Source organism: Mycobacterium cookii (assembly GCF_010727945.1).
Lineage (GTDB): Bacteria > Actinomycetota > Actinomycetes > Mycobacteriales > Mycobacteriaceae > Mycobacterium > Mycobacterium cookii.
In genome coordinates this window covers 3611717-3624775 of sequence record NZ_AP022569.1, presented here as the reverse complement: position 1 = coordinate 3624775, position 13059 = coordinate 3611717, and the positions used below count along the sequence as shown (strand labels likewise).

The window sequence follows — 13059 nt, the reverse complement described above, 5'->3', positions numbered from 1 at the left end:
GGTGAACACCGTGGGTAGAACGATGCGATGTGTGGGCCTCGCGGTATTGATAGGTGTCCTGGCCGTGGCGGCATCCGGCGCCCCAGGCGTGGCGGCAATCGCACCGCCGATAAACACCGACAGCGTCGCGTCGATCCAGCCGGCCAACGGCGCCGTTGTCGGCGTCGCCCACCCGGTTATCGTCACCTTCGCTGCGCCGGTCGGCGACCGGGCGGCGGCTGAGCGGGCGATCAAGATCGCTCCGCCGAACCACATGACCGGGCGATTCGAGTGGGTCGAGCCCAACGTGGTGCAGTGGAAGCCGGACGGCTACTGGCCGGCCCACAGCCACGTCGGCGTCCAGGTGCACGCGTTGTCAACGGGTTTCGGCACCGGCGACGAAGTGGTCGGCGTTGCCAGCATCTCCGCGCACACCTTCACCGTCAGCCAGAACGGCGAGGTGCTGCGCACGATGCCGGCGTCGATGGGCAAGCCCAGTCGCCCGACACCGATGGGCAACTACTCCGCACTGTCCAAAGAGCGCACGGTGGTGATGGATTCGCGCACCATCGGCATCCCGCTCGAGTCCTCGGACGGCTACAAGATCACCGCGCAGTACGCCGTGCGGGTGACGTGGAGCGGCGTGTATGTGCATTCGGCGCCATGGTCGGTGGACTCTCAGGGCTATGCGAACGTCAGCCACGGCTGCATCAATCTCAGCCCGGACAATGCCGCGTGGTACTTCGACACCGTCCACATCGGCGACCCCATCAACGTGGTGGCCTGACGTCCGATTCGTAAAGCCATCCGCGGAATACATCCGCGCGAGGCCGAGTTGCGGCGTGCATGACACCTTCACCGGCACGAGCGGTTCGTTTCGATCGATACGGCGGGCGTGACGTGTTGTACGTGGCCGAGATCGACCGACCGGTGCCCGGCGCCGGCGAGGTGCTCGTCGAGGTCCGGGCCGCCGGGATCAACCCGGGTGAGGCCGCCATCCGCAGCGGCGCGCTGCACGAGCAGTTCCCGACCGCCTTTCCCTCCGGCGAGGGCAGCGACCTGGCCGGTGTCGTCCTCGAGGTCGGTGACGGGGTCGACGAATTCGCCGTCGGCGACGAGGTACTCGGATTCAGCTTCCAGCGATCCAGCCACGCGACGCATACGAATGTCCCGGTCGATCAGCTGACTCGCAAACCGGCCGAACTGAGTTGGGAGACCGCGGGATCGCTGTACGTGGTCGGTGCGACGGCCTACGCCGCCGTTCGCGCCGTGGCCCCGCAGGCCGGCGAGACCGTCGCGGTGTCCGCGGCGGCCGGCGGCGTCGGAAGCCTGGTCGTGCAACTGTTGGCCCTGCGCGACGTGCGGGTACTGGGCATCGCATCGGCGGGCAACGCCGAGTGGCTGCGCGCCCACGGTGTCGTACCGGTCGAATACGGCGACGGGCTGGCCGACCGGCTGCGGCAGGCCGCGCCGGAGGGCATCGATGCGTTCATTGACTTGTTCGGACCGGACTACGTGCAACTGGCGGTCGATCTCGGCGTGCCACCCGACCGGATCAACACCATCATCTCCTTCGCGAAGGCCGCTGAAGTCGGCGCGAAGACCGAGGGCAGCGCGGAGGCCTCGACACCCGCCGTGCTCAGCGAGATCGCCGGGCTGATCGTTTCTGGCGCAGTCGATTTCGACGTCGCGGCGAGCTACCCGCTGGACCGCGTCGCCGACGCTTACGAAGAGCTCGAACAGCGGCACACCCACGGCAAGATCGTTTTGCTGCCCTGAAGGGAAGTGCCCGCGGGCGTTCATTAACGCCTAGGCTGGAGATCATGACCATCACATTGCAAGATCCACGGGTCGCCGACGTCCTGGACCGGATGTACGCCGCATCGCAGGCCCAGATGTCGCAGCTGCGTGAGCGGGCACCCGACATGTCCGCGGCACGGACCGTCAAAGAGCGCGCCGACGCGATGAGCGATTTCTACATCCCGGTGACGCCCGAAGCCGGTCGGCTGCTGTACTCCCTGGTGCGCGCTGCCCGTCCGGCGACCATCGTGGAATTCGGTATGTCCTTTGGTATTTCGGCGCTACACCTGGCGTCGGCAGTGCGCGACAACGGCACCGGCCGGGTAATCACCACCGAGATCAGCGAAACCAAGATCGCCGCCGCCAAGCAGACGTTCATCGATACCGGGCTCGACGACCTGATCACCGTGCTCGAAGGCGACGCCCTCGCCACGCTGGAAAGCCTGGACGGGCCAGTCGATTTCGTGTTGCTGGACGGGTGGAAAGAGCTGTACCTGCCGGTCATCAAGTTGCTGGAGGGCCGGCTCTCACCCGGCGCTCTGGTGGTCGCCGACAACGCCTCGACCGAGAGCATCGGGCCCTACCTCGATCACGTGCGCGACGTCGAGAATGGCTATGTGAGCGCCAATTTCGCCGTCCGGGAGAGCGACAGCATGGAGATCAGCAGCTACGCCGAAGCATAGTCACTTCGTGCGCAGCGACTGTTCGAGCCACGGCGTCAGCCACTTGACGCCTTCATCGGTGAGGTGGACGCCGTCGCTGCGGACCGGGATGTCGTCGACCTTGGCGGTGTAGACGCCGTCCGGGCAGAGCTTCTTCTTGAAGTCCAATATCTTGACGTCCGGACGGTTGCCAATGGTCCTGCCCAGCAACGTGTTCCATTCGTCGACCCGGTGCGGGTCGTCCTCGGGGTACAGGCTCCCGTTGGGTCGTTCACCGCGCCTGCTGTAGGGCAGGTTGGTGACGGTCAACGGCGCACCGCCGAAGCTGAGGATGTCCACTGCCCGCCGCAGTTCGCCGGCAATGTAGGAATCGAAGGCCGGGTCGCCGATGTGGGTCCACTTGCCTTCGTTGACCCGGTCCACCGTCTCCCAGCGACCGACGACCAACAGCACGGCGTCCGGTTGGTCGATGGCGACCTGCGATGCCCATCGGCCCGGCCACGATTCGCATTCGTTCTTCTGATCGAGGGTCTCGTCGAGGTAGCGGTAGGGGCCGCCGCGCACCAGGCTGCAGCCGATGACGGTGTGGTCGATGAATTGGAATCCCGGCGTCGCCGGCAGGAAGTGCATCAACGTCCAGCCGATCGAGTCGCCGAATACCGAGACGGTGAACGGCCGGTGCGGGTCTCGGTGCCCGACGGCGCCCGCGGGCCGCACGCCCTGCGGAGGTGACGGCGAGACGACCGCGACCGGCGACACGCCGGGAGGCAAGCTGCTGGCCAGTGGACCGCTGATCTTGGGGACCACGGGGACGACCAGCATCGTCACCGCGGCGGCGGTCGCCACGGTGGCACCGGCCAGCGGCAGCAGCGGCACCCGCACCGGACGCCATTTCCGGATCGGCTGTTCGATCGCCCACCACGACACCGTCGACACCGCCAGTGTGGCGGCGCACCGAACGGCGAACAGCGGCAGTCCCGACCAACCGGTCCGCTGGCCGTTGAGCACCAGGAAGATCGGCCAGTGCCACAGGTAGACGCCGTAGGAGATGGTGCCCAGCCACGCCAGCGGGCCCCAGGCCAGCACGGCGGCGACGGGACCACGCTGATCCAGCGCCACCGGGGCGATCACCAGCACCGCCGCGATCGCGACCACGATCAGCAGGCCGCCGCGGAACTCACCGGCGCTGCCGGTGGCGTAATGCGCGGCCGCCCCCAACATCGCCAGCCCGATGACCGGCAGTAGTCGGGCCACCCATTTCCCGGTCCGCGACCGGATCAGCGACCAGCCACGGTTCAGCGACGACCAATCGCCCACCAGCAACGCCGACGCCGCCGCACCCACCAGCAGCGCCTGGGCCCGGGTGTCGGTGCCGAAGTAGACCCGGTCGCGGGTGGCATCGGTGGCCAGCAGGATGGCGGCCGCGGCGGAGCCCGCCGCCCCCAGCGTGGCCAGCACGAACACTGTCAACCGGACGCCGCCCAGGGTGGCGCGGGTGTTCCGGCGACGCGCCCGCCTCGCCAACCCCACCGCCACCGCGACCAGCAGCAGCGGCCAGACCAGGTAGTACTGCTCCTCCACGCCGAGCGACCAGGCGTGCTGCAGCGGCGACGGCGGAGCACCCCGGGTGAAGTAGTCGGTCTTGTCGGCGACGAACATCCAGTTGGCCGCCCAGAAGAACGCGGCCACGGCGTCATCGCGCAACCGGGCGACGGCTTCGGGCGAGAAGAACTGCCGCCCGACGGCGACGGTCAGCACCATCAACACCAATGCCGGCAGCAGCCGCCGGGCCCGCCGAATCCAGAAGTTGGCCAGATCGATGCGGCCGGTGCGACCCAATTCGTCCAGCAGCAACGACGTGATCAGGAAACCGCTGAGCACGAAGAAGACGTCGACGCCGAGGAATCCCCCCGTCATGCCGGCCACGCCGCCGTGATCGGCGAGCACCAGCGCGACCGCCAAGGCGCGTACGCCGTCCAGTGCGCGGATCCCCGGACGTCGACCTGTGGTGTCAGATGTCCGGCGTGAGGTGGACCGAAATGCGGGCGGCGGGGCGATCCACCGTGGTCGCCGAGCAGAAGGAACCGGCGCGGGGAACGCCCCGGCCGGTTGACTGCTCACCTTCCCAGCGCTGCGACCAATGTCCTGGTCGGCGCCCATTTTGCCGGCGATACTGCGGTGCCCCTCCCTACTGATTTCACGGGTCAGTTTAGGGTCACAGCAGCCCCATCAGCCGCAGACACGGCGCGGCCGAAGCCGAAAGAATGCAGCCGCGAATCGGCTATGCCACTTCGGCTTTAGAGCCCGGCGAAATCGATGATGCCGCGAATGTTGCGGCCTTCACGCAGGTCAAGGAACGCCTCGTTGATCTGGTCCAGCTCGTAGTGGCGGGTCACCAGCTCGTCGAGCTTCAATGCACCCGCCTGATACATCGACAACAGCAACGGCACGCTCGTGCGCGGATTCATCCCGCCGTAGAGCGCACCCTTGAGTTGCTTGGACGACAGCACCATCTCCTGCAGGATCAGCGGAACCACCGGCTCGGTGTAGGGGGTGATGCCGGTGACCACGCAGGTTCCGCCCTTGCGAAGCAGCCGCATGGCCAACGGGATCAAGTCCGCGTGCAGAACACCAGGCGTCAAGATGACGCGGTCGGCCATCACGCCGGCGGTGATGTCGGTGACCACCGGTATCGCCTCCTGCGCAGAGACGGCGGTGTGCGTGGCGCCGAAGATCTTCGCCGAATCCCGCTTGGACTCAACCGGGTCCACCGCGACGACATACGTCGCGCCGGCCGCGCGCGCGCCTTGCAGCGCATTCATCCCGACACCACCGGTACCGATGACGACGACGGTGTCACCGGGCTCGGTGCCCGCCGACACCGTTGCGGAGCCCCAGCCGGTGCTGACGCCGCACGACACCAGCGAGGCCGCATGGAACGGGATCGCGTCGTCGATCTTGATGACCGACCGTTCGGTGAGCACCGCGTACTCCGCGAAGGTGCCGAGTTGACCGTAAGCCATCAGGTTTTCGTCGCCGAGATGACGACGACAGGTTCCGTCGGTGGGCATCTCCCTGGAGAACAAGCTTGCGCCGGCGTCGCAGATGTAGCTCTGACCGTTCACACAGAACCGGCAACTGCCGCAGGCCGGAATGAACGACATCGCCACGTGGTCCCCCGGCTGCAGCGTCGTCACGCCCGGGCCGACTTCTTCGACGACACCAGCGCCCTCGTGACCACCGAGCATCGGAAACCAGTCCGGCTCGGGGATACCGGTTGAGGCCCGCACCTCGGGGGTCGGCAACACGTCGCCGGTGACAAGGTGGTCATCGGAGTGGCAGATGCCGGCAACGACCATCCGCACCAGGACTTCACCGGCGTGCGGCGGATCGAGATCGACCTCGCGGATCTCCCAGTCCTGCCCGACCCCGCGCAGCACTGCAGCACGACACTTCATAGCGATCTCCCTTGGTGGCTGCGGCTATTCGGGCGCGTATCCCAATGTGCTCTTGACCTCTAAGTACTCCTGGAAGCCGGCCTCACTCCACTCCCGACCGTTGCCGCTGCGCTTGTAGCCGCCGAACGGCGCGTTCAGGTCGAAAGCATGGTTGATCGTCACCCACCCGGCCCGGATCTTGCGGGCAATGTCGCGAGCTTTCTCGAGGTCGGCCCCCGAAACGTAACCGGCCAAACCGTATTCGGTATCGTTGGCGATCTCGACGGCCTGGTCGAGATCGTCGTAACCGAGGATGCACAACACCGGCCCGAAGATCTCCTCGCGCGCAATCGTCATGTCGTTGGTGACGTTCGCGAAGACGGTCGGCTTGACGTAGTACCCGGTGTCCAACCCGGCGGGTCGTCCCGGACCGCCGGCGACCACGGTCGCGCCCTCGTCGATGCCTTTCTGGATCAGTCCCTGCACCTTGTCGAATTGGGCCTTCGACGCGACCGGCCCGATCGCGGTCGCATCGTCGCCACCAACCTTGACCTTCTGGGCGGCCTCGCGAGCGATCGTCATGGCTTCGTCCATACGCGAATTCGGGACCAGCATGCGTGATGGCGCGTTACAACTCTGCCCGGAGTTCGGCATCATGTTGGCCACACCGGCGCTGACACTCTGAGCAAAGCCACTGTCGTCGAGGACGATGTTGGGGCTCTTGCCGCCGAGTTCTTGGGTTACTCGCTTCACCGTCGAGGCGGCATTCTTGGCCACCTCGACACCGGCGCGGGTGGAGCCGGTGAACGACACCATGTCGATGTCGGGATGGCTCGCCAGCGCCACACCCACGCCCGCGCCGTCACCGTTGACGAGGTTGAACACCCCGGCCGGCACACCTGCGGCGTCCAGGATCTCGGCGAAGATGTAGGGCGAATACGGCGCAACTTCTGATGGTTTCAGGATCACGGTGCAACCGGTCGCCAACGCCGGGTAGACCTTGACCGCGACCTGGTTGATCGGCCAGTTCCAGGGCGTGATCAAACCGCAGACGCCGATCGGCTCTTTGGCGATCAGGGTCTGACCGTGGTGCTCCTCGAACGGAAAGTTCTTCAGCACGTCGATGGCCGTGTTGAGATGCGCGATCCCGAGAAAGACCTGCGGTCCGGCCGCCAACGAAGGCGGCGCCCCGATTTCCTCGGTGACCGCCTCGGCGAGATCGTCGGCGCGCTTCTGGTATTCGGCGAGGATGGCCTGCAGCAGGTCCAGGCGCTGCTCGCGGGTGCTTTGCGACCAACTCGCGAAGGCTCGCCGGGCGGCTTGGACCGCCAGGTCGACATCGGCCGCCGACCCCAGCGAGATCTTTCCGGATACCTGCTCGGTCACCGGGTTGTCGACGTCAAAAGTGTTGGGCCGCAACGGGTCGACCCACTGTCCGTCGATGTAGAACTTCAGGTATTCGCGCATTGGATCATCCTTCTCTTACTGGGTGCCTTCGGCGTACCAGGTCCGGAATCGGTCGTACTTGGGCATTTCCTCGGAGTTGGCCTTCGGGTCGATGCACACGTGCACCACCCCGACTTTGCCACTGGCGTAGGCGCGGGCGATCGCCGGGACGATCTCCTCTTCCTTCTCGACGTACTCACCGTGGCAACCGAAGCCCTCGGCGACCTTGTCCATCCGGACGTCCTTGCTCCAGTGCACACCGGGCTGCGGCGACGGCTGGGTGAAGGTGCGCTTGTACACACCCACCTCGAGGCCCCACTGGTGGTCCACGCCGACCACGCACACCAGCGGAAGATTCTGGCGCGCAGCGGTTTCCAGCTCGGCGATATGGAAAAGGAACGCCGAATCGCTGGTCAACAGCATCACCGGGCGCTTACCGCCCTCGGCCACCGATGCCCCGACCGCGTACGGCAGGCCGGTGCCGAGGTGGCCGAAGTTCTGGTTCCAGATGACGTCGCGCGGCTTGGACTGCGAATAGGTCCACTGGAAGATCACGGTCGCGCCGCCGTCGCGCACCAAGATGCCGTGCTCGAGTTCGTTGAACGCCTTGGTGGCCTCGACGACGTAGCGCGCCGGGTGGATCGGTGAGCGTCCGGACGGCGCCGATTCCGCCATGTCCGCAAGCTCTTTCGCATCCTTTTCGATCAGGACCTGCAGCGCGGGTGCGGGTTTGCGCGGAGCATCCTTGAGCGCCTCGACCAGCTGCGGCACCACACCGCGCAGATCGCCGACCAGCGCCACGTCGAACCGGCGGTTGACGCCGATGGCGGTCGGGTCCTGCTCCACGTACACCCATTTGCGGTTCGCGTCGTTGCCGGCCCAATGCTGGGTCCGGCCGTAGTGCATCGGCTCACCGAGTTCAGTACCCAGCGCAACGCACAGGTCGGATTCCTCGACTGCCTCGTTGGCGGCCGGTGAGAACAGGTAGGGGAACGTCCGCTCCTGCAATCCCGGAATGAACGAGGTCCCGCCGGAGGTCTGAATCACCGGGCAGGCCATCAGCTCGGCCAGCTCCTTGACCTCCTGTTGGGTACGTGAGGTGTGCACGCCGTGGCCCACCAGCAGGATCGGGCTCTTGGCCTCGCGGATCAGCTTGACCGCCTCGGCCACCTCGCGGGTACCGGCGCCCTGGCTGACCAGCCGGTAACTCGACGGGCTCGGCGCCTCGGCGACATCGAGCTCCTCGAGGATCACGTGCGACGGGAACTCGACGTAGGACGGCCCCGGAGTGCCGGACATCGCCCTGCGGATGGCCTCGTGGATGATCTCGTCGGTCTGGTCGGCGTACTCGATCGAGCTGCTGTACTTCACCGATGCGGCGAAAAGCGGTTCCTGCTGGACGAATTGGATACGGCCGCGCCGCACCCGGCGCTCGGTGACGCGGGCCCGCTGCCCACCGAGGAAGATCACCGGTGAGTTCTCGACGAGCGCGCACTGAATCGCCCCGGCGATATTGGCCATGCCCGGGCCGAGCGTGCCGATGCACAAGCCGGGCTTGCCCGTCATGCGTGACGCCGCCTCGGCCATGAATCCCGCGCTCAGTTCGTGATGCGGCGCCACCACCGACCACCCGCGAGCGTCGGCCTCTGCGAACATGTGCACGAAGTTCGGGTCCGGGATGCCGAACAGCGTGTTGACGCCCTCGGCCTCGAACAAGTCGAGTATGCGCTTGTAGACCGGAACGGCCATTGTTCGAAGCTCCTTCGTTAGCAATATATTTCGTTGGGTAAGCGCTATCCCGAGCCCGCCACACCGTCGACCGCCAGGCCCAGCTCGTCGAGGATCGCCGCGGTGTCTGCGCCGAGTTCCGGCGCCGGCCCTGCGACCCGGCCCGGCGTGTGCGAGAACCAGGTGGGTACGCCCGGGAAGCGCACCGGTCCGTACGGGGTATCCACCGTTTCGAACATGCCGACGGCGTTGAGGTGTGGATCGTCGAACAGCGCACCGGGCGTGTTCAACGGTGCGGCCGGTATCTCGAGTTCGCGCAGCAGATCCAGCCATTCCTGCGTCGAGCGTTGTTTCATCGTCTCGGCCAGCAGCCCGTAGATGATGTCTATCTGACCGGCACGCTGCGCGAGCGTGGCGTAGCTCTCGTTCGCCCACGGCGGGCGGACGGCGTCGACGAACGCATTCCAATGCTTGTCGTTGTAGATCAGCGCGGCGATGTGGCCGTCGCTGGTGCGGTAGGGACGCCGGTTGGGCGCCACGGTGCGCGGATACATCGCGGGTCCCAGGGGCGGGTCGAACAGTGCGCCGTTGGCGTGCTCGACGAGCATGAACGACGCCATGGTTTCGAACATGGCGACCTCGACTTCCTGGCCCTCCCCGGTGCGTTCACGGTGGAATAGCGCCATGGTCGTGGCATACAGCGCGGTGAGCCCGGTGACCTTGTCGGCGATGATCGTTCCGACGTAATCAGCTTCGCCGGTCAGTTGCTGTTGGACCGCCGGCAGGCCGCATTCGGCCTGGATGGTGTCGTCGTAGGCGGGTCGGTCGCGGTCGGGTCCACGGCGCCCGTATCCGTAGCAGTTGGTGTAGACGATCCCGGGGTTGATCGCCGCCACGTCGTCGTAGCCGAAGCCGAGTTTGGCGATGGCCCTGGCGCGCATCGAGTGGATGAACACGTCCGCGGTCTCGAGAAGTGCGCGCAGCGCCCGTGTTCCGGGGTCGGTCTGCAGGTCCAGCACCACGCTGCGCTTGCCGCGGTTGACGTTGACGAAAACGCCGCTCATGCCCGGCACCGGGCCGACCGAGACGTAACGCGTGTCATCACCTTGTGGCGGTTCGACTTTGATCACGTCAGCGCCCATGTCTGCCATGATCTGCGTGCAATACGGCCCCATCACCATCGCGGTGAGGTCGATCACCCGCACCCCGGCCAGCGGTCCGCTAGGCATGGTGGGCCTGTTGGGCGGCCATGCCGAAGCTGTACCGGATGTGGTCGTTGTGCCCGTCAGGCAAGACAGGAAAAACCAACGGCGCCTCGATGTTTCGAATCGAGTCGAGATGCTCACCCACGTCGTCGACTGTCCAGGACGGACGGTGCACACCGGGGCTCTCGGCGAAGACCGCCCGGGCCACCCGGCCCGCCAGCGCGATGAACATTTCGCCGCTCACCGAACAGGATTCGTGTGCCAGCCAGCCCACCACCGGTGCGACGAGCTCGGGGCCCATCGGCGGATAGGCCGACGTGTCGATCCCCTCGGCCATCCTGGTGACCGCGGCCGGCACGATCACGTTCGACTTCACGCCCTCGGCGGCGCCCTCGAGAGCTGCGACAGCCGAGAGCCCGATGATGCCGGCCTTGGCTGCCGCATAGTTGGCGACGCCGTGGTTGCCGTACAGGCCGCCGATCGACGAGGTCAGCACGATCCGCCCGTATCCGGCCGCACACATTACTGGAAATGACTGCCGCACAACGCTGAATGCGCCGCGCAAGTGCACGTCGAGCACCGCGTCGAAGTCGTCGTAGCTCATCTCCTTCAGCGTTCCCCGCCGCACGTTGCCGGCGTTGTGGATCAGGATGTCGATGCGGCCGTAGCGCTCGATCGCGGTCTGCACGATGGCCTCGGCGCCGTCGCGGGTGGCGACCGACGCGGTGCAGGCGACGGCTTCTCCCCCGGCTGCCCTGATCGCATCGACGACCTGCTCGGCCGGCCCGGCGTCGACCCCGTGGCCGGCCAGGCTGCCGCCGACGTCGTTGACGACGACCTTCGCTCCACGCTCGGCGAGCAGGCGGGCGTAAGCGCATCCCAGCCCGCGTCCGGCACCGGTCACCACGGCCACCCGGTCGTCAAACCGCAACTCGCTCACGAAAGCTCAAGGCCTTCCAGGTCACCCCTGGCGCGCCACTCGGCGATCAGGTCGCCGAAAGCGTAGAAGCCCGGCGAGTAGAAATCACCGAGGAACGCACCATTGTCTTTGGCGCCACCCTGACCCTCGTTGTTGTAATAGCCAGGGGTGCAGGACATCTCGAAGGCCGAGTTGTCGATTGCGAGTTCGGCGACCGCTGCGACCCAGCCGTCCTGACCCTCCTGACTGGGTTCGACGGTGGTCGCGCCGCGGTTCTGCGCCTCGGCGATGATGTAGGCGATGTGCTCGGCCTGTTGCTCGAACATCGCAGTGGTGTTGGCCGAGACGCCGCCCTGGATGAAGCCGGTGAAGAACTGGTTGGGGAATCCGCGGGTGGTCATGCCGTGCAGCGTCTGGTACCTGTCGTGCCAGTAGTCGAACAGCGACTGCCCGCCTCGGCCCTCGATGACGTCGACCGCGAAGCGCCGACTGATCTCCGTGGAGATCTCGAACCCGCTGGCGAATACGACGCAATTGACCTCGTACTCGACGCCGTTGGCGACAATGCCCTTCTCCGTCAGACGTTCCACGCCTTTGGATTCCGACACGTCCACCAACGTCACGTTGGACAGGTTGAACGCCGGCAGGTACGTCTCGCTCGAACACGGCCGCTTGCACATGAAGCGGTAGTACGGCTTGAGCGCCTCGGCGGTGTCGGGGTCGGCGACCAGGGCGGCCACCCGCCGCCGCAGCCGCTCCATGATCTTGTAGTCCTCTTCTTCCCGGATCAGCATCATCTGCTCGATCCCCAGCGAGGCGGGATCCGGGCTGGCGGCAATCCGGGCGGTCATGTTGCGGCCTAATTCGGTCCAGAAGTCGCACACCAGATCCGGTTCGCCGAAGACCACCCCGACAAACGGTGACCAGTTGTGGAAGTTACGCTTGCGCTCCTCCTGCCACCCGGGCTGCAGGGTCGCCGCCCAGGCTGGGTCGGTGGGCGTGTTGGCGCGCATGTCCACCGACGACGGGGTGCGCTGGAACACGAAGAGCTGCTGGGCATCCCGGCCGAGATGTGGCACCAACTGGACGCCGGTAGCCCCCGTGCCGACGAGTGCGACCCGCTTGTCGGCCAGCTTGTGCAGGCCGCCGCCGGCATCCCCGCCGGTGTAGTCGTAATCCCAGCGCGCGGAATGGAACGCGTGGCCGCCGGCGTCCAGGTACTCCTTGATACCGGGGATACCGGGCAACTTGGGCTTGTTGTACGAGCCCTGCGCCATCACCACGAACCGCGCGCGGATGTCGTCACCGCGGTTGGTGGTCAGCCGCCAGCGCTTGATCTCCTCGTCCCAGCGCATGGTCTCGACCTGGGTGGAGAAGATCGCGCCGTCGTAGAGGTCGAAGTGTTTGCCCATGGCCTGGCAGTGCGCGAAGATCTCGGCGCCGTCGGCGAACTTCTTGCTCGGCAAGAAGCTGAGTTCCTCGAGCATCGGGATGTAGCAGTAGGCATCGTTGTCGCACTGGATGCCCGGGAAGCGGTTCCAGTACCACACTCCGCCGAAGTCCCCGGCCATGTCGATGACCCGAACATCTTGCACGCCGGCCTTTTTCAGGTATGCGCCCGACAACAATCCGGCGAACCCGCCCCCGAGGACGACCACCTCGATGTCCTCGTCGATCGGGGCGCGGTCGGCCACCGGGGTGTACGGGTCTACCTCGTAGAGGTCGGCCAGGTCACCGTCGAGTTCGAGGTACTGCGCGCCGCCGTCCTTGCGGAGGCGCTTCTCGCGCTCCTGGGCGTACTTGGCCCGCATCGCGTCTATGTCGACGTCCTGCGGTACATCGGTGGGCCCGCAGGTGTCAGGCCGCCCATCCAACTGGGTCAT

At 66.4% G+C, this 13059-nt stretch carries 10 protein-coding genes; 3 read left to right on the top strand and 7 right to left on the bottom strand.

Going from position 1 to position 13059, the window contains the following annotated elements; genetic code table 11:
* Window positions 1–22 precede the first annotated feature (22 nt).
* Genes G6N27_RS17085 through G6N27_RS17075 form a run of 3 tightly spaced genes read left to right on the top strand, consistent with a single transcriptional unit; the run spans window position 23 to window position 2462 of the window.
* A complete protein-coding gene (locus G6N27_RS17085; protein WP_163781934.1) occupies window positions 23–766 on the top strand; it encodes a L,D-transpeptidase in 744 nt (247 codons plus the stop codon).
* Window positions 767–825: 59 nt separating this feature from the next.
* Window positions 826–1758 carry an NADP-dependent oxidoreductase gene (locus G6N27_RS17080; protein WP_163778036.1) on the top strand — a complete coding sequence of 311 codons (933 nt, stop codon included), beginning with the start codon at window positions 826–828 and terminating at the stop codon, window positions 1756–1758.
* Window positions 1759–1802: 44 nt separating this feature from the next.
* On the top strand, window positions 1803–2462 hold the full coding sequence (locus G6N27_RS17075) for an O-methyltransferase (protein ID WP_163778033.1): 660 nt from the start codon (window positions 1803–1805) through the stop codon (window positions 2460–2462).
* Here G6N27_RS17075 and G6N27_RS17070 read toward each other — a convergent pair whose 3' ends face one another.
* From G6N27_RS17070 to G6N27_RS17040, 7 genes are all read right to left on the bottom strand, one after another.
* Window positions 2463–4499, bottom strand: coding sequence for an acyltransferase family protein (locus G6N27_RS17070; protein ID WP_232065118.1), 2037 nt, complete (start codon window positions 4497–4499; stop codon window positions 2463–2465).
* A 239-nt stretch (window positions 4500–4738) separates the two neighbouring features.
* On the bottom strand, window positions 4739–5899 hold the full coding sequence (locus G6N27_RS17065) for an NDMA-dependent alcohol dehydrogenase (protein WP_264072721.1): 1161 nt from the start codon (window positions 5897–5899) through the stop codon (window positions 4739–4741).
* A gap of 24 nt (window positions 5900–5923) precedes the next feature.
* Complete coding sequence (locus tag G6N27_RS17060; RefSeq protein WP_163778027.1) at window positions 5924–7345, bottom strand: aldehyde dehydrogenase family protein; 1422 nt, start codon at window positions 7343–7345, stop codon at window positions 5924–5926.
* A 15-nt stretch (window positions 7346–7360) separates the two neighbouring features.
* Window positions 7361–9073, bottom strand: coding sequence for a thiamine pyrophosphate-binding protein (locus G6N27_RS17055; RefSeq protein WP_163778024.1), 1713 nt, complete (start codon window positions 9071–9073; stop codon window positions 7361–7363).
* Window positions 9074–9117: 44 nt separating this feature from the next.
* Entirely contained in the window at window positions 9118–10281 is a 1164-nt protein-coding gene (locus G6N27_RS17050) for a CaiB/BaiF CoA transferase family protein (protein WP_170308176.1), read from the bottom strand.
* Window positions 10274–11170 carry an SDR family NAD(P)-dependent oxidoreductase gene (locus tag G6N27_RS17045; RefSeq protein WP_179963404.1) on the bottom strand — a complete coding sequence of 299 codons (897 nt, stop codon included), beginning with the start codon at window positions 11168–11170 and terminating at the stop codon, window positions 10274–10276. The genes G6N27_RS17050 and G6N27_RS17045 overlap by 8 nt, the downstream gene beginning before the upstream one ends.
* 23 nt (window positions 11171–11193) lie before the next feature.
* Window positions 11194–13059, bottom strand: coding sequence for a flavin-containing monooxygenase (locus G6N27_RS17040; RefSeq protein WP_163778018.1), 1866 nt, complete (start codon window positions 13057–13059; stop codon window positions 11194–11196).